The organism is Photobacterium sp. MCCC 1A19761 (assembly GCF_037389125.1).
Classification (GTDB): domain Bacteria; phylum Pseudomonadota; class Gammaproteobacteria; order Enterobacterales; family Vibrionaceae; genus Photobacterium.
On record NZ_JAZGTF010000010.1, the window covers coordinates 1 to 23,669 of the forward strand.

Here is a 23,669-nt window from a genome sequence, read left to right on the forward strand (position 1 = left end):
TACATCACGGAATATTACAGCAAGGTCAGGCCACATCAATATAACGGTGGTTTGACGCCAAATGAGTCAGAACGGTTATTCTGGAATGACTCTAAAACTGTGGCCAATTTTACTTGACCACTACACTTCGACCTCTTCGTCAGTCGCGGCTAAAGAGATAATGTCAACGCTGGGATGGCGTTTTTTAAAGTTCTGGATCAGAGGCGGTAACAGGGAGGTGAAGACTGAGGGGAAGCTGGCAATGCTGACTTTACCCATATGATAGCCTTTGGAGGCATCCACCAGGTTTTGGATGGACTCCAGTTCAGCAATCATCTTTCTGGCTTTGTCGATAATCTGCATACCAATCGCAGTCGTTGTGGTTTTTCTGCGATCACGGATAAAAATTTTCACGCCTAATGCATCTTCTACCTGGCTGATAGCCTGACTCGCGCCAGATTGGGTGAGACCGACTTTATTCGCTGCGCGAGAAACATTTTCGGCATCTGCAACAGCGATGAGCAATTTCCAATGCATTAAGTTCATCATAGTCGGTCGTCTTTCCTCACATTCGCTGTTGGCGTTATTTTAACGATGATGGCAGGTAGACAGAGTCACATCCCTTATCTGCGATATTTATTGTAACCATATGATAAGAAACGCCAACGGCTTTTGTGCATGACCGCTCTGCTAAATGAAGAGCGGTCATGGTCACGTCGCGATCTTTATTGATGTAGACATACCCAGTGTGTCTGTAAACCTTATCGGAAATGTCTCAGGTAAGCACCGATCAGGCAGTTGTATCTTGCGGCGCTGCTTTCGAATCCTGACGTTTGGACCAGTACCCGGCCAGGATCGAGCCGGAAATGTTGTGCCAGATGGAGAAGATCGTGCCGGGCACTGCGGCTGCCGGGGTAAAGAACTTCATCGCCAGTGCCGTAGCCAGGCCTGAGTTTTGCAGTCCCACTTCCAGCGCAATGGTCCGGCAGACTTTTTCTTCAAACTTCAGCAGACGGCAGGCGACATACCCGCAGAGCAGGCCCAACCCGTTATGCAGCATCACAGCCAGAGCGACCAGCGGCCCGATGCGGCTGAGGTTGTCGGCATTGAGCGCAACCACGATGGCAATAATCAGCACAATGGCTGCCATGGAGATCAGTGGCAGCAGGGGCTGGATTTTATCGATTTGTTTACGTGCCAGGGTATTGATCACCAACCCGAGAATGACCGGGGCGAAGACGATTTTAACCAGGCTGATCAACATGGCGCCGGTTGGGACATCGACACTTTGTCCGATGAGCAATGAAACCAGCAGTGGCGTCAGCACCACGCCGAGCAGGGTTGAAATGGCGGTCATGGAGATTGAGAGTGCGACATCGCCTTTGGCAAGAAATGCCATCACGTTGGATGCGGTGCCACCGGCCACACTGCCGACCAGCACCATGCCCACCGTCAGTTCAGTGCTCAAGCCCATGATGGAACTGATCAGCAAAGCGGCTAGCGGCATGATCCCAAACTGGAGGAGCACGCCAACACCAACAGCGACCTTATGCTTGAGTACATTGGAGAAGTCTTTGGGTGACAGTGTCACACCCATGGCCAGCATGATCACCGTTAGTAGGGGCACGATCTGGCTTTTGAGATCGACGAACAAAGCGGGCTGCAAAAAAGCACAAAGTGAAAAGGCAATAGCCCACAGCGGAAATAGCTGCGTGATGCGTTCTATCATGGTTCATCCTTGAATATTGAATTTTAAATGACTATTCCATAAATAAAATCAAAAGCATAGCAACCTATTGCAATAAGCGATGATGTCCTGGAAAGGGCTGATGACGGCGCATAGCACGCCGCATCAGCCGGTGAAGCAGACTAATTTCACTGTTTCTGAATGCCTCGCAGACATGAAGTGTGGTTACAAGGCGTGTTTGACCGTCAGACGTCGTCTTCATCCGAAGGGACGCGCCGAGCGGGATAATTTGAATGACGCCCAATGCCGCCCTGCGTTTGAGTACAGATAATCATGAAAAAATAAGCCAACAGAATGTTGGCTTATGGTTTGGTTTGGAGCAGCGACTGTGTTAGGCGTGTCTATAAGTTGATGTGAAACAGGCATTGTCTCCTGGTTTAATAAGAGAAGTGAGGCTGCTTGGGCGCCATTTTCCAGTAACTTCCCAGCTGATAATCCGATTCGAAATCACTGAAGTTCAAAAAGCCTGACTGCGGGGCGAACGTCAGTTCGCCAAAATAGATTTTTCCGTCCAGGTTATAGAGGTCGACCCGGACATAATCAAAATCAGCGGCCAGCTTTTTGACGACATCCAACATTTCCTCATAGTTATCCAGATGTTCAATGGGTAAGAAATAATTGGCACATTCCCCCGCACTGAATGGGAGCACTTCCAGATCTTCATTATAAAAAGTGCGGCTATGGTTTTTATGTCGGTCGTAATCGACGGAAAAAATCACTTTGCACTCGCCGTCACTATTGAATACATGAAATTTAAAATCATCTGGGCTTTTCCCGTCCGCATTTTTCAGCATTTTTTCAATGAGGACCCTGGGTTTGATATCCGAATACCAATTCTCCAGTGTGTCTGTCCCAAAATCGTTATTCAGTGCTTGTCTGATTTTGCTGACGACGGCGTTTAAATCGGGGTGGTCTTTCTGTTGTACGATGCAAGCGCTTCCGGAGTCATGGGTTGGTTTTACGACATAATCTTCATGCAGAGATTCCAGGACTTCTTTATTGATATCTTCTCCCTCATACAAGAGCGGCACCAGGTACTGGCTGCCGACCTTTTCAGTGACATAGTCTCTGACCGCCAGCTTGTCAGAGCAAATCGGAAACAGGGGATTCTTGTCGTATAGCTTTCTGAGTTGGAGCTTTTCGTTATAACTTCTGGGATTTTTGAATGAAGGAAAATAACCTACGTGGTATCTGAATCTTAACCAGATATGTAGTTTCTGCGGCAGCATTTTGAATATGGCCAGAATAAAGTTTCGTATCATAAATCACCTCGAACAGATATTGTTGATCGTTGAAAAAGCGAAGGAGGCAGAAAGTCCCAGCGTCGCTTGATTTAACCGTTAGATATGAGTGGCTGAATATCTGGTTGAATACTGGTGACGGTGCCCGTCTTTTGTCGGGAGAACGGATCGGACGTCGTCTGATAGACATGTTGGTAGCAGTAGTTTGTTGCGGCGACAAAGCCATCGACCGTACCACAGTCAAATCGTTGCCCTTTAAACTTGTACGCCAGGACACAACCGTTTTGAGCTTGTGTTAACAGGGCGTCGGTGATCTGGATCTCGCCATTCTTGCCGGGGGCGGTTTGCTCCAGGATATTGAAAATATCAGGGGTCAGAATATAGCGGCCGATAATCGCCATATTGCTGGGGGCCGTACCGGGCTCCGGTTTCTCGATCATATTATCGATGCGGAACAAGTCCTGTTGGATTCTCTGGCCAGTGACGATGCCATATTTATGGGCCTCGTCATCCGGGACCTCCTCAATGGCGACTATTGAACAGCGGAACTGCTGATACAGCTCAACCATCTGAGCGAGCACGCTATCGTGTGGGCTCACACAGAGATCGTCTGCCAGAATGACCGCAAAAGGTTCGTTGCCGATCAGCTCTCGCCCGGTGAGAATGGCATGGCCCAGCCCTTTCATTTCACGCTGGCGAATAAAGGTGTAATTTGCCTGATCGATAAGCCGCCGGGTTTCCGTCAGCAAGGTTTCTTTGGATGAACCATGAAGATGATGTTCAATCTCATAGCTTTGATCAAAATGATCCATGATGGCGTGTTTGCCGCGCCCGGTCACGATACAGATATCTTCAATATTGGCGGCGATTGCTTCATTCACGCCGTACTCAATGAGCGGCTTATTTACAATGGGCATCATTTCTTTGGGGATTGACTTCGTTGCAGGCAAAAAGCGTGTACCGTAACCCGCTGCAGGAAATAAACATTTTTTAATCATATCTTGCTCCGTTCAATATCGCTGAAACTACTTTCGGAAATAGATTTGGTGTTGCTCTTGCGTGTTGAATAAAGCCGAAGCATCAGCTTCCATAAGGTGTTCGAATCGTGACTGAAAGATCCTCGTATTCCTGTAAATCATTAAGTGCCGCGTAATAGTGCGAGTAATTCCGCTGTTTTTTGCTGCATGAGGTGGACATCAGCTTTGGACTCCACATTGAGCCTGACCACAGGTTCGGTATTGGAGAGCCGGAGGTTAAAGCGCCAGTTTGAAAACGACAGGCTGATCCCATCGGTAAAATCAGTTTCAATCGCCTGACTCTGGTAGGTATCCAGAACATGTTGAATGGTGGCCTCGGGCTGCGCGAGCTGGCAGTTGATTTCACCGGATGCCGGGTAGGCATCGATTCGGGCGTCCACCATTGCCGACAGTGTTTTGCCTGTTGTACAGAGCAACTCTGCAACGAGCAGCCAGGGGATCATGCCGCTGTCACAGTAGGCAAAATGGCGGAAGTAGTGGTGCGCGCTCATTTCTCCTCCGTAGACGGCGTCCTCAAGGCGCATACGCTCTTTGATAAAAGCGTGACCGGTTTTAGACTGGACGGGCCGTCCGCCATGTGTGTTGACGATGTCGATGGTGTTCCAGGTCAGTCGTGGATCATGGATGATCTTCGCCCCCGGCTGTTTCTTCACAAAGGCTTCGCTCAGTAGTCCGACAATGTAATAGCCTTCGATAAACCGGCCGTTTTCATCGAAGAGGAAACAGCGGTCAAAATCACCGTCCCAGGCGATGCCCATATGAGCTTCGTGTGCTCTGACAGCTTCGGCAGTACACGCGCGGCATTCCGGCAGCAACGGGTTGGGCACGCCATTGGGAAAGTTGCCGTCGGCTTCGTGGTGGATTTTGATAAATTCCACCGGCACCTGATCGGCCTTGAACTGTGCTTCGATGGCATCGATCACATGACCGGCCGCCCCGTTGCCGGCATTCACCACCAGTTTCAGGGGGGTGAGTTGCCGTGTGTCGATATAGCTGAGGATATGCGAGATATAATCCGGCAGAAGGTGATGCCGACGATAGGTGCCGCGCCGACGGACCGGGGAAAAGCGGTTTTCTTGAGCCAGGTGCTGGATTTCACGCAAGCCGGAATCCCCCGAAATGGGTTGGCTGCCCGCCCGAACCAGCTTCATCCCGTTATAGTCTTTGGGATTATGGCTGGCGGTTATTTCGATCCCGCCATCGACATTCAGGAAGAAGGTCGCAAAGTAGACTTCTTCGGTGCCGGTTACACCGAGGTCGAGCACATCGGCACCGGCATCCATCAGCCCATCGGCCAGAGCCTGTTTCAGTGCTTCCGAAGAGAGGCGAATATCCGCCCCGATCACGACGGTTTTCGGCTGTAGATATTCACCATACGCGCGGCCAATGCGATAAGCGATGTCCGGATTGAGCTCTTCGCCCAGCTTTCCCCGGATATCATAGGCTTTAAAACAGTGGAGTGTCTCAGGCATAGTTAACTCCGGCCATATCGGTCTTCAAAGCGAATGATGTCATCTTCTCCCAGATAGGGCCCGGATTGGATTTCAATCAGCTCCAGCGGGATTTTCCCCGGGTTTTCCAGTGCATGGACCACGCCGAGCGGGATATAAGAAGACTGGTTCTCAGTGAGGAGGATTTCTTGATCACCGATGGTGACTTTGGCGGTTCCGGACACCACCACCCAGTGCTCGGCCCGGTGATGATGCATCTGGAGCGAGAGTTTGGCACCGGGTTTGACGGTGATGTGTTTCACCTGATACCGGCCACCATGATCGATGGAATCATAATTCCCCCATGGGCGATACACTTCGCGGTGGTATTCAAACTCGGCCCGGCCACGGGTTTTCAACTGCTCAACCACGGTTTTGACATCCTGAACTTTGTCCTTGCGGGCAATCAGGATGGCGTCTTTGGTATCCACCACCACCATATTGTCCAGCCCGATGGTGGCGATCAAGCGGTGTTGACTGTAAACCAGAGAGTTCTGGCTCTCATGCAGGAGCGCATCCCCAATGACAGCATTGCCGTTTTTGTCCTTGGGATGAATATCCCAAAGTGATGACCAGCTGCCGATATCACTCCAGCCGGCATCCAGCGGAAAGACGACAGTGTCGGTCGTGTGTTCCATCACCGCGTAATCAATGGATTCATCCGGGCACTGACTGAAGATCTCGTCCTGAATCCGGATAAAGTCGAGGTCTTCCCGGCTATTCTGAAAGGCTGCCTGGCAGACCTCGTAGATGGCCGGACGGTGCTGTGCTAATTCTTCCAGATAGCGGCTGGCACGAAACATAAACATGCCGCTGTTCCAGAGGTAACCGCCGGTATTGAGATAATCCTGAGCGGTCGCTTGATCCGGCTTTTCGACAAACTGCGAGACGCTATAACCCTCGTCGAGCGGTTTGCCTTGCTGGATGTAGCCGTAGCCGGTATGCGGGCAGGTGGGAACGATGCCGAAGGTGACCAATTTGCCACTGCTGGCCGCAGGGATTGCAGCGGTCAGAACCTGCTGGAAGGCCTGGGGATCCTGAATGTCATGGTCCGCGGCCAAAACCAGCAGTAAGGGGTCGTTGTGCTCAGCCTGAGCGGCCATCGCAGCCAGGGCAATGGCCGGCGCGGTATTGCGGCTGACGGGCTCGAGAATGATTTGCCCGAGCTGCCCGTATTCAAGCAGCTGTTCAGCGACCAGAAATCGGTTGGCTTCATTACATAGGGTGATCGGTGCGTCGGTGTCCATGTCGGCCAGCCGAGCGATGGTCGCCTGAAGCATGGTTTTTTCCTCGGTCAGCGAAAGAAACTGCTTCGGGTAGCGTGCGCGGGAAAGTGGCCATAGGCGGGTACCGGAGCCGCCTGCAAGAATAACGGGTATCAACATCGTATGACTCCTGCAAAACGCGTATCTTTGCTTGGGCTGAAACAGCAGCGGAAGATACGGCAAGTTAATGTCTGACCAATTGATGATTTTCTGTAAACCATTGGTAGGTTTGGTGCAGCCCTTCTTCCAACGGTGTTGAAGCCGTCCAGCCCAGTTGTTGAAGGCGGGAAATATCCAAGAGTTTGCGTGGCGTCCCGTCCGGTTTGGAAGAATCGAATTTCAGTTCTCCCTGAAAATCAGAAACGCGGGCGATGGTTTCAGCAAGTTGCCGGATGGTGCAGTCTTTGCCGGTACCGATATTGATATGAGATTGCATCGGCGCGGTGAACTGGCGATACCGGCACTGATCGAGCTGCATGATGTGAATACAGGCCGATGCCATATCGTCAACGTATAAGAACTCGCGCATCGGGGTGCCGGTTCCCCAAATGGTGATTTCGGACGCATTCGCTTGTTTGGCCTCGTAAAATCGGCGGATCATGGCCGGGATCACATGACTGTGTTCCGGATGGAAATTGTCGTGCGGACCATACAGATTGGTTGGCATGACACTGCGGTAGTCAACACCGTATTGCCGCGTATAGGACTCGCACAACTTTAACCCGGCAATTTTGGCAATGGCATACGGCTCATTAGTCGGTTCGAGCGGCCCGGTGAGGAGCGCGTGCTCCTGCATCGGCTGCTGCGACAACCTGGGGTAAATGCAGGACGACCCGAGAAACAGCAGTTGGCTGACCCCGTTCTCCCAGGCGGCGTGAATCACATTGGCTTCGATCATCAGGTTTTGATAGATGAACTCTGCGGGTTGGACATGGTTGGCGTGGATCCCGCCGACTTTTGCGGCCGCCAGAAAGACGGCATCGATTGAATGCTGTCGGAAAAAGCGTTGGGTGGCACTTTGGTTGGTCAAATCCAGCTCCGTGGAGTTACGGGTGATAATCTCCTGATAACCTTGGGCCCGAAGCTGGCGGACAATGGCTGAGCCGACCATTCCCTGATGGCCTGCGACAAATATTTTGCTGTGTTTACTCAACGTCATAATTCTGAACCGATGGGTTGAAATGAACGTGGAAAGTGAAACAGGCGTCCGTGTCGCCTGCAGCTCGAAGATCGCTACTTTTCAACGGGGATCGTGACGGTATGACCATGCTGTTTCAGCAGGGCATGGCGTTTTGCCTGATCCAAATCATTGGCAATCATTTCGGCACACATTTGCTGAACCGAAATTTCCGGGGTCCAGCCCAGACGTTTTTTGGCTTTGTTCGGATCCCCTAACAGGGTTTCTACTTCAGCCGGACGGAAATAGCGGGGCTCGACTTTGACAATGACATCGCCCACTTTGAGGGCCGGTGCTTTGTCGCCTTTGACCGCCATGACAATCCCGGTTTCGTGGACGCCTTGGCCTTCAAATGCCAGCTCGATCCCTAACTCAGCAGCAGACAGGCGGATAAAATCACGGACTGAAATCTGGTTTCCGGTCGCAATCACGAAATCTTCAGCGGTTTCCTGTTGCAGCATCATCCACTGCATCCGGACATAGTCTTTCGCATGTCCCCAGTCGCGTAGGGCATTCATATTGCCGAGATACAGGCAGCGCTCCAGGCCCTGGGCAATATTGGCCAGTCCGCGGGTGATCTTCCGGGTCACAAAGGTTTCTCCCCGGCGAGGCGATTCATGGTTAAACAGGATCCCGTTGCAGGCATACATGCCGTACGCTTCGCGGTAATTGACGGTGATCCAGTACGCATAGAGCTTGGCAACCGCGTAAGGGGAGCGGGGATAAAACGGGGTTGTTTCTTTCTGCGGGGTTTCCTGGACAAGGCCATACAGCTCTGACGTGGATGCCTGATAGAAACGGGTCTTTTTCTCGAGCCCGAGAAAGCGAATGGCTTCCAGTAAGCGCAGGGTGCCGAGCGCATCCACGTTGGCGGTATATTCCGGTGATTCAAAAGAAACGGCGACGTGCGATTGGGCCCCCAGGTTATAGACTTCATCCGGCTGCACTTCTTTGATAATGCGTGTCAGGTTCGACGGATCCGTCAGATCGCCATAGTGCAGGAAGAACTGAGGATCGCCTTCATGCCTGTCCTGGTAGATATGATCAACCCGCTCGGTATTGAACAGTGATGAGCGGCGTTTGATCCCATGAACTTCATAGCCTTTGTCGAGTAAAAATTCGGCTAAATAGGAACCATCCTGACCGGTGATCCCGGAAATTAAAGCGACTTTTTTAGACATATTATTCCCTTAAGCTCAGCTAAATTGAAATTTAGAACGAAGGTCGGTAATAAATTGGTCGATAATCGAGTGCTTATTGAGGTATTTCTCCGCGTATTGGCGTGCAATGATGTTGTGTGTTGACAGATCTCGAGACAGTAAAATCTCTAACTGACCGATAAAGGCCGAAGGGTTTTCCGGCTCGGCCAGGGTATAGATCCCCGGATGTTGCTGCTCAATCCTGCCGAGTTCGGTCTGAGGCTCTGCGGTGATCAGCGCGTGACCGCCGGCGGCAAGGATATTGGTTAGTTTGGAAGGCAGGACCGCGTCTGCCGCCCCGCGTTTTTGAACTACCAGATGGACATCGGCCATGGCCATGATTTTGGGAACGTCTTCCCATGGCTGAAGGGGCTTGAACACGACATTCGTCAGTTGCTTCTCCCGAGCCGAATGTTCAAGGGTGTCGCGGTAAGCGCCATTCCCGATAATGACGAATTTGACGTGAGGGTCGGTGGCGAAATACTGGGCGGCATCCAGGACAATCTCCAGTCCTTGTTTGGCGCCGATATTGCCGGAGTACAGCACAATTTTATCGCTGGCTGAAAACCCCCAGTCCTGTCTGAGTTGCTTGCCGCACACATCCGGTGTGACAAATTCGGTATCCGCCCAATTGGGGAAAAAGAACAATTGCTCTTCCTGAACCCCTTTGCTTTTCGCATTCTCCAGCATGCTGTAGGAGATAGACGACACCGCATCGAATTGTTGCAGCAGCCAGGACTCCACGCGGCGGGCAATGCGTTTCAACCGACCTTCCCCCACCATGCCTAAGCCGAACATCGCATCCACTTCAAAGTCCTGGATATGCATGACCGACTTGGCCCCTGTCAGCCGACAGAACAAGAGGGTGAACGGCGCGCAAAACAGCGTCGGCTGTACCAGAAAAATCACATCCGGTTTCTGGGGCCATAACCGGCACAGGGTCACCGCCGAGGACACTGAAAAAGAAGCCAAATGCAGTAATCGCTTCAGGGTGGTGACTTTGGCCGGAATATACAGCGGGCAGCGGTAGACGGTCACGCCCTGATCATCTCGTTTGATGGACCACCAGTTCTTGAAATGCTGATGAATCGTCCATTCGGGATAATAAGGCGGTGCCGTCACGACCTTGGTTTGAATGCCGCGCCGGGCCAGTTCCGGACAAAGCTCCCCGTTGTATTTGCCGATACCGGTCAGCTCGGGAGCGTGGTTGAGGCTGTATAAAATAAAGTTCATTTGAGCTTTCATCCCGTAAATTGCTCTAAACGCGCCAGACGTTCATCGTTCATTGCTGGCCTCCGAATTGCGCACGTTGCTTGATCGCTCTGGCGGGATTCCCGGCATAGACTTGCCAGGCGGTCGCTGTTTTTGTGAGGACGGATCTGGCGCCGATGACTGCGCCTTCGCCCACATGGACACCGGGCCCGATAAAAGCATCCGCACATACCCAGGCATTGGTACTGATGGTGATGGGGGCGAGCACCAGCGGGTGGATCGGGTCATTGTAGTCGTGGGTACTGGCGCAGAGGTGCGAGCCCTGGCTGACGATCGCATCCTTCCCGATTTTGATTGCCCCCTGGTTGTACACATTGACCCTTGGACCCAGCGTGGCACCGCTGGCCATTTCCAGATTGGCCGGCAGCCAAATCTGGGTTGAGGGGTAAATTCTGGCCTGGCTCCCGATCGTCGCGCCGAAAAGGCGCAGCAGTTGACGACGAAAGCCAAACAGCGGAATGGGGCTCCAACGAAAGAGGGTGTAATACACCATGGCCCAGCAGACTCTGGCGAATTTGTTTTGCCAGCCGTAACAGGGTGCATGTAAATGAGTTTTCGGGATCATGATCAGTTACCTGCTGTGATTCAATGAATGCGCATCCCGGACCTCAAGGAGGACAGCTTCCAGATCTTGTGCCGCTGCGTTGAGTGAGAAGTGACGGGCATAGCACTTCAACGCGCGTTTGCCCATGCTGATCTTGTCGTAAGGCGAGAGTTCGAACCATTGGCTGAGCAGGGACTGCACGCCGGAGACCGTATCCGGTGCCACATAGCCGGCCTGGTAGTCGTCGACTTCATGCCAGATGTTGACTTTGTTGGTGGTTAACACCGGGGTGCCGGTCGACAGGGCTTCGGCGATCACCAGGCCGAAATTTTCCTGGTGTGAGGGCAGGATAAACACCTCGGAAGCATAGTAAGCCCCCCATTTTTTGAGGCCCTGGAGCATCCCGGTCCAGACGATGTGCTTTGCGATCCCGAGTTGGTGACTGAGCGCCTCCAGCTCATCTTTTAATCCGACTTGATCCGGCCCGGCAATGACCAGCATGAAGTCTTCGGGCAGCGGGGCAAGGTTCCCCAGCGCCTTGAGCATCAGATCGATGCCTTTCTTCTGATGAATCCGGCCCAGGTACAGCGCAATTCGTTTGCCCTGAAGTTGGGGGGCATGGCTGAAAAACGCTTCTTTTGCCGCAGCAATATCGATATTCGGCTGCGGCGTCCCGTATGCCACAACACGCTCGGCAGGTGAATAAGGGAGAAAGGAGGCTTTCGCGAGTTCTTTCTCTTCCTGCGAGGTGAACAGCACCGCATTGCTGTTGTTCACAGTGAAGCTTTCAAAGAGTTTCCAGTAGATTTTTTTCTTCAGGGCTTTCAGTTGATCCACTTGGTTAAACCAGGGATCAAGCATGCCGTGGGTAAAGAGCACGTAGGGGATATTGTGTTTACGGCACGCTTTTGCGGTCGCATAGGAGTGGTATTGCCAAATTCCATGCGTAATCACCACATCAAACTCTGATACGTGGTGATCCAGCCAGTCGGAGAATTCTTGGCTGAACCGGAATTTTCCGAGCACGCCCCGAAAGCAGGTCAGCGGATAAGCAAACCCGCGGAGCTTGCTGTCATCCGGGTCATTCAGGGACAGCACCTCGATGTGATGTCCCTTTTCGACCAGGAGTTTGGAACTATGGGTCAGGCCATGGATCGGGCCGCCGCTGGCGGGGTCTACTGAGCTGATCACCCTCAAGATTTTTAATCTAGCCATGATTGTATTTCTCCTGTGGTAGGGCACTGCCCGCTAAATAAGCTGAGAATAAAATGCCGTATGCCAGAACCGTCCCCTGCATGGTCATGGCACCATTCAACACAATGGGGCCAATGAACCCAAATGTGATGATCGGGAGGTAGTTATTCACTTTAAAAGCCTGCCATGACAGCTTAAAAAGCCAGTAGACGGTGATGATTCTCAGGAAGATATATAAGCTGCCCAGCAGGTAGCCTAATTCAAGGACAATTCTTGACCATTCATCTTCTGCGAGCATGAAGCCCATCCCTTGCTGGCTGGGCCCTCTTAAAATGACAGATGCGGCATTGGTGCCACTGCCGATGCCATAGCCCCAAAATGGTGTCTCCGTAAAATAGCCCGCAAATGCATACAAGCTGGACAGGGCCCGCGAAACGGGAGAACCCTCTGATTCAACCGCCGACAGGTTTCTTTCCAATAACGTCTGATAGGTGTCGGTGTAGGAGAACACCAAAGCGGAAAGCACTAGGATACACAGGAAGGTGAAGAGTTTTGATGTCGTATACCGGTTGGGATGTATCATACACAGGATGCCCAGAAACAAAGCGGTACAAAACGCATAGGCATAGATTGATCGGGAGCCTGTGGTAAAGAACATGAAGGAAAAACAGAGAATAAATACGCCCATAAAGAGCTGATATTTCCAGTGCGGCTTTTCGAACCGAATTTCACCAAAGTAGTAGGCGAGTGAAAAGGCGAACAGGCTGGCGATAAACAGGACGTGTCCCATGGTGAATGTAAAGACGCCGTAGGGGCGGACAATTCCTTCTGCAATCGTAAATATAAAACCGTCACTTTCGATCCCTTTATTGATATAGGCGGTAGGTGGTGAAGTGAACTGCATGAACACCAAGGCGGAGATAGGGATCGCAAGCCACAGGGAGCATTTGGCCATCTTGATGAAGTCTTGTTTATCTAATACCGCAGCGCCAACGAAGATCAGCGGGAAATAGAACAGATAATTGCGGAACCCGTAAAGATAAACCACCGTGTTGTCTGGATTCAGGCTCGAAAACAGACCGATATGGATAATAAAGATGGTGGCAATCACGAGGTATAAATAGAAGCAATATCCCCGGTGGCACAGCTTGGCCTGAATCGCGTAAAAATAAATCAGCAGCACAAAAGGGTCTTTGATGAAAAAGATGAATGAGCTGAGTGATGGAAAAAACCATTTCCTCAGAATCCCTTCCAGCAGCATCAGCACATAGACGGTGAAGAAAAGCGTCTTGATGATACGGGCTGCTTCTTGTTGGTTATTGACACGAAATACCATTGTGCTCGATCCCTAATGAATTTCGGATACTCGCCGCGTATTGCTGCCAGCTATATTTCCTTGCGGTTTCGATTGCGGCGCACTTCATGGCGCTTAACTGGTCTCGGTCTTGATCCAGTACGGTCAGTTTTTCTGCGATTGCATCTGAGTTACGAACTGGAACGATATAGCCGTTGCCGCCATGCACAATAAGATCGGAGGCGCCACACTGGTCACTCACAATCACGGCGGTACCTTGAGAGAGCGCTTCGAGGACAACCAGTCCAAACGCTTCCGTCAGAGAGGGCAGCACTAACACGTCGGCGGATTTTAGCAGTTGAATAATTTGGCTATTCGGGGCGGATTTATACCATTGGTATTGCTTCAAATGGCCGGCAAGCGCTTTGTTCCTGCCGAGGCTATAGTCTTGGCCGACAATGGTAATATCGAGATTTTGGTGACCACCGGCTTTTATGAAGGCATCAAATAAATACGAAATCCCTTTTTGTTGCGACAGTGAGCCAACATACATGACTTTCAGCGGCGGCCGATGATGGGCCATGCTCACGCTGGGTAGCGGTGAGCCTGAGGCCTGCAGTGAACCTGAGGCCTGTGGCGAGCCCGATACATGCGGTGAAACTGATATCTGTGGTGAACCATAAGGGATCACTGAGATCGTTTTATTGATTTTATGTTTGATTAAGTCGTTCTTGACGATGGAACTGGCAACAATGACATGATCGGCCAGATGAAGCTCTTCTTCGTGCCGCTCAATGGTGGCTGGTTGGATCACCGGAATACTGGTTTGCCAGGCTGGGTTGAGCTCTTTCTCTTCGGCCATCACTCGCGCCACATGGGGGGTATAGCCACAAGCCGCTTCATAATAAAGCCGGATATGCCCCAACTTTCGGGCACGTTTGAATGTCGTTAAGCATTTTCCGTCGAAGCCATAGACGCTGCTGAGTTGCTCGCCGGGTTGGGCTTCAATGTAATTCGCAACATGTGAATCGATGTAATGGTATAGCTTATCAACGCTGAGCCGGCCGCTCGCATTGTGCACGAGTTTCGTGAAGTTCATGCGTTGTGCGGCGATCCGGGCCAGATTGAAGTACGGGTACGTCATGACTTTTTGTTTGGGGATCCCCGGGAAGCTGCGACGTTTGAGTTGCTCAACCACGAAACGAGGCAGAATCTTGCTCTGCAAGCCGTCATGATAAGCAAGAGACGTGTGAAAGGAGTGCAGTGCGTCTGCATCACTCATGGCCTTTACCAGCATTCTGATCGCATTGTTGCCGACGGGGTGTAAGACTAAAAACATGATGCTTCCTCACTTCACTAAGTCTTGACGCACATCGTGTTGCGACGCGCTTGAAAACAGATAGGCAAAATATTCTGCGGCAACACAACGGGCGCGCCTTGATTGTAAATACTTGCTTACCTCGGCTTTCTGTCTGCTTTGCTTACCCTCACAAACCTGGCGCATGGCCGCTGCGAGCGCGTCTGCATCCGGGGCGACAATTCGGCCATGGCCACTCAGGGCTTCCGGCAAGCCCCCTTGCGCAGTGGCGATCACTTCGCACCCTGAGGCCAGGCCTTCCAACGCCACAATGCCGAAGGGTTCGTTCCATCGCGACGGCACAACCAGGCAGGCATTTTGTCTCAGTTGCTCTGCGACCTCCGGTAAAGCCCGTGCGCCAAAAAACGTGACACGGTCGTTCAGGTTGTGTTGATTGACCAGCGATGTCAGATTATCCCGCTCGCATCCGTCGCCGATGATTGCCAGTGAAGCATCAGGATAGGTCTGGTGGACTTTTGCAAAAGCCGAGATCAGTAAGTCGACGCCTTTATCCGGAACAAGTCGGCCACAAAAGATAAATGTTCTTGGGTTTGGCTTGTGTTGGGGGGGAAAGAAGAGATCGTCCCGATAGCCATTTAAGATAACTTTTTGCCTGCCCCCGACTTCTCGGGCGACAAATTTGCTGACACTGATGTTATTCATCGGACGGCATAATAATCTTTTGATCATGCCTTTGATGGAATGGCTCAATCCTTGGTTGTAGATATACACCCCATGGTGGCTGATGACGGCGCGTTTTCCGGCCAGGTAGGCGGCAAGGATATTTTCAATCGTGACGCCAACAAAAAAGATCGTTTCTGAGGCTTTAAATGCTCGGACCTTTTCCGTGAAACTCAGCCCTCTTCGGACGCTGTATGGCTGAGTTGTTGGTTGGTGGCCTTCGTCCTGTGTGTCTGTAATGATATCAACGGCGATACCTTGCTCTGACCAGTACATCGCCATATCTTCGGCATATCGTTCCATGCCGCCAATTCGGGGGCTGTAAACCTCAGATACAATCGTAATTCTCATATCTAACCTTATCGTGCTGATATTCACAAAGGGTCGTTGATCCGAATTCATCGCTGTGCGGGTTGCGAGGTTCGGGCTCTTTAATGCCGTGTTATTGCCGTGATTTCACCGTGATTCCGGTGAACATTTCTTTTTTCAGATCCATCAGCGCTGTAATCAGTAACGTCAGCGGAATACCAAATTGAAAAGCCAGTGCGCCGCTTAAGGTTGAAAGGTCGAAGGCGAGCGGGGCAAGCAAGCACCAGAAAGGAAAAGTAATTAACTGAACATACGAATATTTATTTAAGCCTCTGTTGGCCAGCAACGTCCAAAAGCAATAGCAGGCGGCGTTGAAGGTGACATAGATACATGAGATAAGCAGTTCGTATTTGTAGCTTGCGTAGTTGTCACCGACCAACAGCAGTAACAGGTCCGGGTAAGTGGCCGACAACAGGACTAACATCATGCCGATCAGAAACACCAGTCCGGTCCATAACATCAGATCACGAATCAGCCTCTGATGGCTGACCTGGCAAAAGCGGGGCACGGCGTAGGCGGTAATGAAGGCCGTCACCGGTAAAAACAGTTGTCCGATCCGGGTGAGGGCGCCAAATGCTGCGGTATCGGAATAATCACCGTAGTAGGCGATGACAAAAAGAACCGCTTGCGCTTGTAATACCATAAAAATATCCAGAGACAGTTGCCGGTGGGCAATGCTCTTCACTTCCTGGATATCTCCCTGGGTGACCGGTGCCGCTGCATGCTGCGGCATAATTTGAGCAACGACTTTTCGAATCGGAACAATACGCAGCCCCGCGACCAAAACCCCGACCAGGATCGACAAACTCACATTCAAGAACCCGGTAAACTTGAGCACCAGAATACTGAGCAGGCGAAATAGAGACAGTGCGCCATCAATCAGCTGAACTTTATGGGCGTTGTTATCGAAAAATATGATTTGCTCATGTAACTTGGATTGAAAATCAAAAATATAGTAAGTGACGAGAAACAGGGCCATGATGAGAATCGTCAGGCTGTCGGCACCATTTTCAACAAGCAGCCAGGATGAAAAAACCAGAATCACCGGAAGTAATATCATGGCGATTTTTCTTCTGACGATTAATGACGCTTTCAGGGCTATCTCAGCTTTTTGTTTGTCCGGCCAGACGCGTCCTAAAATCGCGTTCAGGCCTAAGTTGACGCCGCCTTTGGTCAAGACCATGACGGCACCGGTCATCATCGTCATCACGGTATAGATGGCGTAATCATCGACCATCAACCAGTGAGCCAACAGGAGACCGGTAATTGCCGCGGTCGCCTGTGTCACAATGGACGCACTCAAAAACTTCAGTAACCCTTTCAAAGTCGTACAACCTTCTCTGTTTGGCCGGTGTTAGACGTTAGGTGTTGGGTGCTAGGTGTCAGCTGTGCTGCTGTTCGGAAGCGGCGAATTTGTCGTAATAATCGTCATACTCCGTGTGCTGCCGATCGACCTGGTTCAGCACGACGCCACGGACAGGGATATTGTGTTTGGTTATCTTGGCGATGGCGGCTTGGACCTGCTTGAGCTTGGTTCCTGCTTTCACGACCATGACAGCGCTTCCGGTTTGTTGACCAATGATCAGGGCATCACTGACCACCAGAACCGGAGGGGTATCAATCACAATACGGTCATACTTCGTTTCCAGGCTGGCCAGCAGTGCCGTGAACTGCTCAGAGCCAAGCAATTCCTGAGGGCTCCGTGTCGCCCCGCCGGCCGTTAGAATATCGATACCTGACTCGTCGTCATGATAGAGGCATGCCTCAAGGGGGACGCCCATGGCCAGGGTATTGATGAGCCCCGGATGGTCTTTGGACAGTCCGAAATTGGTTCCGATGGCAGGCTTGCGCAGATCACAGTCGATCAGCAGGACTTTTTCCATGGTACCCATCGCGACAGCCAGGTTGATTGAGGTGGTCGTTTTTCCTTCTTCAGGAATGGATGACGTCACGGCAATTCGCTTCCCGGACTGATTAAGCAACTGGAGCCGCAGGGACGTCCGAATCGTCCGGACGGACTCCGTAAAGGCCTGCTGCTCGGCATCAAAGAACAGGTGTGCATCCAGGCCGTTTTTCCGGTATTTCCTGGACTTGATGCGTGGCAGTGCGCCTAAAGCCTGAAGATTGAGTTTGTCTTCAATCTCATCGGGTTTTTCGATGGTGCTGCGAAACGATTCAAGCATCATTGCCAGAATCATCGTCAGGACCATCATGGTCATTGCGGCGATTGCCACCGTTTTCGCTTTTTGCGGTGTGGCGGGTTGTAGCGGCGGTAGCGCATAGTCGGAGAACCGCGCATTGGTGGCTTTAAAGTTGCTGGTGGCGTCAGTTTCTTTCTGGCGGTTGAGGAATAAGTTGTATAGCTGGCGGTTGCTCTCCACATCTCGCTTCAGCGCGTCATATTTTGCTTCCTGGATGATGAGCTGCTGATATTCATCTTTTTTATCGTTTAATGCCTGATTCAGGCTGGCTTCTTGTTGCAGCGCGGCCTGCCGTTCTTTATCCAGACCTTTGGCCAGTTGCGTCAGGAGTTTTTTTGCATGCTGCTGAATCGTCGTTAACTGCGCCTGCGCCTGAATCATTTTGTCGTGCTTGGGACCATAGCGTTTTGAAAGCTCGGAAACCCGTTTCTCCGCATCAATTTCGGCCAGGCGAATATCACGCAATTGTGGGTTGTTGGAGATTTCAGAGACAGATGACAGGCTGGTCACATCGGCACTTTTGTTTTTGTTGAGCAGATATGACAGCGATTCGGCGGCAATTCGACGATCCCGGGCAGCCGACAGTTGATTGGTCAGATCGGTTAATTCAACCGATGCCAGCCCGTTGATACCGCTGAAATCAATCAACCCTTCTTGTTGCATAAAGTTGGAGAGCCGGGCTTCCGATTCAACCAATTGTTGCTTCAGTTCATTCAGGCGCTCGCGCAGCCAGTCAGAGGTCTGAGAGGTAATGGATAGCCGTGATTCCAGGTTTGACTGGATATAGCTGTTGCCGACTTCATTGGCGATGTGCGCGGCCAGGATCGGATCTTCAGACTCGAAACTAATATTCACCAGCTGAGTATTCCGGATGGGCGCGATTGTGAGTTTGTCCTTAAAGGTTGCCAATATTTTGCGTTTCAGCGTTTCTTTCGGGGCCGGTGTTGTTGTGGTCTGGGCTTCCGGATGCGTCGTTTGGATGAATGGCACCGATGGCAGCCAAGCCTTGAGGGGTGTGAGGAACCCTTTGTCTTTGCCTTGGCCGTTAAACTCCGGCAAAGAAGCCAGATCCAGCTTGTCGATGACGTGTTCGGCAATTTGGTTGGATTTCAGGATCTCAAATTGGGTGAGATAGTATTCCTTTTTACTGGTATCAATGCCGACGATTTCCTCGATCGAGACCGCTTTTTGCTGTTGGGCCTCAATGAGAAGCACGGCAGTTGCGCGGTACACGGGCGTGGTCGATTGAACCAGGAAAAAGGCCACGACAGCCGTGAGTGTTGTCAGGAGCAAGATGACCAACCTGTATTTCTTTAAGGTCGACAGATAGCTTCCGAAGCCAACATTTTCTTCTTTGTCCCGAAGGTGGTTTACCGTTGTGTCCATCATATGTGACTCGCTTAGTTTGCACACTCAAACTGAAGAAGGAGACTGATCCTTAAAAGAAACTCTGATCGATGACGATAATATCGCCCGGTTCAACACTGTGTTTCAGGCTGACTTTTTTCCGTTGGGTACCGTTATTGGCAGGGTTGATATTAATCGCATTCCGTGAAGCGCGATCGGTAAACCCACCGGCCAACGCAATGGCTTTATCGACGGTAAGTCCGGGTTTGTATTCGTATCCCCCGGGGCGTTTGACTTCACCATTCACATATATCTGGCGGTAGGAAACGATGTTGATCCGTACTTTCGGCGAAACTAAATAATCGCCTTTCAACCCTTGATAGATTTCATTTTTCAGCTGCTCCGGGGTTTTTCCTTTGGCCGAGATTTGGCCGAGATATGGGTAATCAAAGGTCCCGCTGGAGCTTAACAGGAGTTCATCAACGGAGAGATCTGCTTCGCCGTAGACTTGGATTTGGATTTTATCACCCGGGCCAAGCTGATAAATATCTTCAAAGCTTGCAGAGTACACCGGAAATACGATGAGTAAGCTGAGTAAAATAGCGTTGATGAGCGTCATGTTACACCTCGCTAATATGACCTGAGCGGTTTCGATTAAAGGCTCAAGGTCGCTGTGAGAGACCAAATTTGTTTGTTGGAATCAATGCCAGGCTGGGAGGATGTTCTGTCTGAATAGTCCCAGCCGAGGGTGAACGAAAGCCAGCGGCGCATGTCGTAGCTGGCAGAAATTTGCCAGGTCCGGGTGGTATCGTCTCGATTGACACCGGTATAGCTTTCGTCCGAGTGGGTATAGGTGAGGTCGGTATAAAACCGCTCCCGCCAGAAATGTTGCCAGCCGAAGGTGTAGGCGGTCTCTTTCACATAATCACCGGCCTGATCCGGGTCTTTGGCTTGTTGAAGTGCGCTCAGGCTCAGTGTTGAGTACTGTCTGGGAGACCAGGAGAGCTTGACATCCCAGCTGTTGCCGCGAAAATCGCTACGGTTCCCGTCCCGAAAACGCTTGTCCTGGAGACCGAACTTGGCGATGCCGGATGTTTTGCCGGTGATGTCCCATTCAGCGCCCACGTAATAATAGGTGACATCGTTATCTAAACTGGGTTGCTGTGGTGCAATGGTTTGATACCGGCGATCTTCTCGCCGGATATCCACAAACAATCGGGTACTGGATGCCATCCGGTAGTAGAAGGCGGCGCCATAGTGGTTTTCATCGTAATCCCTGAACTGAGTCACCTCACGGAAATTTTCATATGAACGATCGTAGTAGCCCACGGAGCCGACAATCTGCCCTTTGGCACCTTCAGAGCCGTAAGCATAATTGGCATGAAGATAGTGCGCGCTATATTCTATCGGTTCATCAAATCCGTCGGTCGTGCTGCTGATCCCTTCTGAAATTCCCGTTCCGCGCGCTTCATGCAGGCGATCGAATTCATAGGCAAGATAGAGGCGATTTCGTTGGTTGATATTCAATTCACTGATGAAATCCAACTGATGGTCTAAGTAATTGTCTTCTGAACTACTAAAATAGTTGCCGTTGGTGAGAATGTAATCGGCATAGTAATAATTGTCGCCATGCGTGGCTTTGACGAAAATGGATGGCTCTAATTCGAAGAGCATGGACGAGATTTTATTGTCACTTTCGTTTTCATTGGTAATGTTGTCATCATGCTGAATCGAAGTCGCAATCACCGGCGTAATTTCAATGCCTGACTCTGTCACATACGCAGCCGGCGATATTACAGCCATCGCCAGAGGAGAAATAACTAACAGGGTCAGGGGGAAATAATTCATTGTTTTATCGCGCCGTATGTCTTAGTAAGCCATTTTGTCTGAGAACATTCTGACGGTGGTCATGCAGATGATTTTAAGATCCATCGAGAGTGACCAGCGTTGAATGTATGCGAGATCATATTCCACTCTTTTTTCCATTTTCGAAATTGTATCCGTTTCACCCCGGTAACCATTAATTTGTGCCCAGCCCGTGATCCCGGGTTTCACTTTGTGGCGTAACATGTAGCGTTCGACAATTGTCCGATATTCCTCGTTATGGGCAACGGCGTGAGGGCGGGGGCCCACAATTGACATCGTTCCTTGTAGAACATTGATAAATTGAGGTAATTCATCGAGTGATGTCCGGCGTAGAAATGCCCCGAAGCGAGTCACGCGAAAGTCATTTTTGGTCGCTTGTTTAATGACTTCGCCATTGTCTGTAGTGCTCATGGAGCGAAACTTCCAGACTTTGATTTTCTTCCCATCCAGACCGTATCGGTCTTGTTTGAATAAAACCGGGCCGGGTGAGGATAATTTTACGCCGATAGCAATGGCAATCAGTACCGGGGAACACAGAATGAGAAACAGGGTTGCCAGAATAATGTCTTCGATGCGTTTTGCCCATGCCGTCAGGCCATTAAATGGGGTGTCAAACACACTCAGGATCTGGATGCCACCCACATGTCCCCAACGGGAATATAACAGGTTGTAATTAAAGAAGTCGGGAATTAAATAGGTGTTCGCTGTGGTATCTGAAAAATTCTCTAAAAATTTTGTGATTCGGCCTCTCGCATGAAGCGGCATCGCGATATAAATATGTTTGAGTTCACCTTGTCGGGCTTTTTCTAAAGCGTCAAGCACCGAGCCGCATATAGGGGCATTGAGCTTATCTGGAATCCGGTAGCAGTCTCGCTCATCATAAAATCCCTCTAAAATGATGCCTGAATCCGCGCGTGTGTTCAGCTCTTCAGCCAAAGCAATGCCGTTTTCCGTCACGCCAATAATGGCGGCTTTCTGAGTACAGTAACCCCGCCGATACAGCAGGCGAATCAATTGCAGTAGGGCAAAGCGCCAGACGATGAGCGCACAGGGGGTGAACACGAACCAGCTGCCGATCACGACGCGTGAAAAATCGTTGCTGGTCTTGGAGAAGTAACCTGCGGTCATCAGTATGAATACGGTCAGAACCCAGGGCAGCAAGGTTGCCGTTGCATGTTCGCGAAACGTACTGGTTCTCCATGATCGGTAGAGATGGCAACTCTCCGCAGATAATAAAAAGCCGATCATGCCCAATGCGCCGGGAATATAATAGTTGTTGCTAATTTCCGGAGTATATAGGACGAGTGATAAATAGAGCACCAGGGCAACAATGGATACATCAACCAGTCGGTATAGAAGCCCAAAATCAGGAACATTATGTCGAATTAATTCTCTGTGTTTCATTATTGGATGCCTTATGAATACAACTTAATTGTCAAGGGCATGGTTTTATTTATCATCATTTGATGAATCGTGAGAGTCTTGGATATTCGTGCTCAGGCATGCTACCGCCATTGGGTTACAGCTCCCACTTTGCTCAATAAACCGGATATGCGAATTCTCTATTCGGATTAAATCGAATAGGGTTGTTTTTAATTCCGCTCTTATTTTTTAATGCAGTTGTTTTAATTTCTGCATTGAATTTATCTTCAGAGCGATCTTGTAATTCGTGATGCGTTCTTGCTATTGATATTATTCTTTAAAGTTAGACTAAAGTCTCATATCCGGAGTATGAAAAAAGTATGAATTTGAATACACTGCTTGAAAAATTATTCTGGATGTATCGTAAGTGCGAAAATGAAACATGATCCTCAACAGCATCTGACATTTTCGAGGTAAGGGGTTCTTGGCTGATTATCCTTTTGAGGCAGGGAGGCTTGATGTTCACTGTGATAATCATCAAGTTGAGCCGAGATGTGCGGCGAAAACCAATTTTCACCGCACATGACTGCTTTCACGCCTTTACAAATGACGTCGAATGGGTCGTCAAGATTGAACAATCCGTAGACATTTGGCCATTGCACCAGTTCTTCAATGTCTATAGGAGTGTTGGCGCTGAATAAAGCCAAAGCGGCCGTGCCAAATCTCAGCTGATTCTGCAGCAAACTCTGCGTTTCCGCGCTGAGGTTTGTCAGATCAATCAGAATTAAAGTATCTCTCTGATATTCCAGTTGTTCTGGAAGTTGTTTGAGGTCAAGGCGCGTTAAATTGATTTTTAACTTAGGCGGAATGCAGAGTCCGAGGGCACGGGCATGCGTTCTGTGATTAGAGAGCAGAATCAGTTGCTTGATTGTCGTAGACATACGTTTGCCCTTCCGTGGCCGACACTATGAAATCAGTTGTTAACCTCTGTATTAATAAGATAGTTCAACTTCAGTGCTGTGGAGAAATTTATTCAATTCGCAGGCG

General features: G+C 50.5%; 20 protein-coding genes. All 20 read right to left on the reverse strand.

The window, feature by feature from the left end:
• Window positions 1–120: 120 nt before the first annotated feature.
• The 20 genes from VV869_RS11690 to VV869_RS11785 all read right to left on the reverse strand — a co-directional run bounded on the left by VV869_RS11690 (window position 121) and on the right by VV869_RS11785 (window position 23,563).
• The gene (locus VV869_RS11690; protein ID WP_337735087.1) at window positions 121–528 is read right to left on the reverse strand and encodes a LysR family transcriptional regulator; all 408 of its coding nucleotides are present in this window, start codon (window positions 526–528) and stop codon (window positions 121–123) included.
• 241 nt (window positions 529–769) lie between these two features.
• The gene (locus tag VV869_RS11695) at window positions 770–1,708 is read right to left on the reverse strand and encodes a bile acid:sodium symporter family protein (protein ID WP_337735088.1); all 939 of its coding nucleotides are present in this window, start codon (window positions 1,706–1,708) and stop codon (window positions 770–772) included.
• A 395-nt stretch (window positions 1,709–2,103) separates the two neighbouring features.
• Complete coding sequence (locus VV869_RS11700; protein WP_337735089.1) at window positions 2,104–2,988, reverse strand: ATP-grasp fold amidoligase family protein; 885 nt, start codon at window positions 2,986–2,988, stop codon at window positions 2,104–2,106.
• A gap of 71 nt (window positions 2,989–3,059) precedes the next feature.
• Window positions 3,060–3,965, reverse strand: a complete 906-nt coding sequence (galU, locus tag VV869_RS11705; protein ID WP_337735090.1) for a UTP--glucose-1-phosphate uridylyltransferase GalU — start codon at window positions 3,963–3,965, stop codon at window positions 3,060–3,062.
• A 140-nt stretch (window positions 3,966–4,105) separates the two neighbouring features.
• The gene (locus tag VV869_RS11710; RefSeq protein ID WP_337735091.1) at window positions 4,106–5,476 is read right to left on the reverse strand and encodes a phosphomannomutase CpsG; all 1,371 of its coding nucleotides are present in this window, start codon (window positions 5,474–5,476) and stop codon (window positions 4,106–4,108) included.
• A gap of 2 nt (window positions 5,477–5,478) precedes the next feature.
• The gene (locus tag VV869_RS11715; RefSeq protein WP_337735092.1) at window positions 5,479–6,879 is read right to left on the reverse strand and encodes a mannose-1-phosphate guanylyltransferase/mannose-6-phosphate isomerase; all 1,401 of its coding nucleotides are present in this window, start codon (window positions 6,877–6,879) and stop codon (window positions 5,479–5,481) included.
• Between the two features lie 64 nt (window positions 6,880–6,943).
• Window positions 6,944–7,918, reverse strand: coding sequence for a GDP-L-fucose synthase (fcl, locus tag VV869_RS11720; RefSeq protein ID WP_337735093.1), 975 nt, complete (start codon window positions 7,916–7,918; stop codon window positions 6,944–6,946).
• Window positions 7,919–7,992: 74 nt separating this feature from the next.
• Window positions 7,993–9,117: a GDP-mannose 4,6-dehydratase gene (gmd, locus tag VV869_RS11725; protein WP_337735094.1), complete on the reverse strand. Its 1,125-nt coding sequence runs from the start codon at window positions 9,115–9,117 to the stop codon at window positions 7,993–7,995.
• A 15-nt stretch (window positions 9,118–9,132) separates the two neighbouring features.
• Complete coding sequence (locus VV869_RS11730; protein WP_337735095.1) at window positions 9,133–10,368, reverse strand: WcaI family glycosyltransferase; 1,236 nt, start codon at window positions 10,366–10,368, stop codon at window positions 9,133–9,135.
• Between the two features lie 49 nt (window positions 10,369–10,417).
• Complete coding sequence (locus VV869_RS11735) at window positions 10,418–10,972, reverse strand: hypothetical protein (RefSeq protein ID WP_337735096.1); 555 nt, start codon at window positions 10,970–10,972, stop codon at window positions 10,418–10,420.
• A gap of 6 nt (window positions 10,973–10,978) precedes the next feature.
• Window positions 10,979–12,166, reverse strand: coding sequence for a glycosyltransferase (locus tag VV869_RS11740; RefSeq protein ID WP_337735097.1), 1,188 nt, complete (start codon window positions 12,164–12,166; stop codon window positions 10,979–10,981).
• Window positions 12,159–13,481, reverse strand: coding sequence for an O-antigen ligase family protein (locus tag VV869_RS11745; RefSeq protein ID WP_337735098.1), 1,323 nt, complete (start codon window positions 13,479–13,481; stop codon window positions 12,159–12,161). The genes VV869_RS11740 and VV869_RS11745 overlap by 8 nt, the downstream gene beginning before the upstream one ends.
• Window positions 13,462–14,778, reverse strand: coding sequence for a glycosyltransferase family 4 protein (locus VV869_RS11750; protein WP_337735099.1), 1,317 nt, complete (start codon window positions 14,776–14,778; stop codon window positions 13,462–13,464). Before VV869_RS11750 ends, VV869_RS11745 begins: the two co-directional genes overlap by 20 nt.
• A gap of 9 nt (window positions 14,779–14,787) precedes the next feature.
• Window positions 14,788–15,855, reverse strand: a complete 1,068-nt coding sequence (locus VV869_RS11755; RefSeq protein WP_337735100.1) for a glycosyltransferase family 4 protein — start codon at window positions 15,853–15,855, stop codon at window positions 14,788–14,790.
• Window positions 15,856–15,919: 64 nt separating this feature from the next.
• Complete coding sequence (locus VV869_RS11760) at window positions 15,920–17,170, reverse strand: lipopolysaccharide biosynthesis protein (protein ID WP_337735101.1); 1,251 nt, start codon at window positions 17,168–17,170, stop codon at window positions 15,920–15,922.
• Between the two features lie 58 nt (window positions 17,171–17,228).
• Window positions 17,229–19,436: a GumC family protein gene (locus tag VV869_RS11765; RefSeq protein ID WP_337735102.1), complete on the reverse strand. Its 2,208-nt coding sequence runs from the start codon at window positions 19,434–19,436 to the stop codon at window positions 17,229–17,231.
• 49 nt (window positions 19,437–19,485) lie between these two features.
• Window positions 19,486–20,013, reverse strand: coding sequence for a polysaccharide biosynthesis/export family protein (locus VV869_RS11770; protein ID WP_337735103.1), 528 nt, complete (start codon window positions 20,011–20,013; stop codon window positions 19,486–19,488).
• Window positions 20,014–20,048: 35 nt separating this feature from the next.
• Window positions 20,049–21,242, reverse strand: a complete 1,194-nt coding sequence (locus VV869_RS11775; protein ID WP_337735104.1) for an outer membrane beta-barrel protein — start codon at window positions 21,240–21,242, stop codon at window positions 20,049–20,051.
• A 21-nt stretch (window positions 21,243–21,263) separates the two neighbouring features.
• Entirely contained in the window at window positions 21,264–22,664 is a 1,401-nt protein-coding gene (locus VV869_RS11780; protein WP_337735105.1) for an undecaprenyl-phosphate glucose phosphotransferase, read from the reverse strand.
• 407 nt (window positions 22,665–23,071) lie between these two features.
• Window positions 23,072–23,563, reverse strand: a complete 492-nt coding sequence (locus VV869_RS11785) for a hypothetical protein (protein ID WP_337735106.1) — start codon at window positions 23,561–23,563, stop codon at window positions 23,072–23,074.
• Window positions 23,564–23,669: the final 106 nt, after the last annotated feature.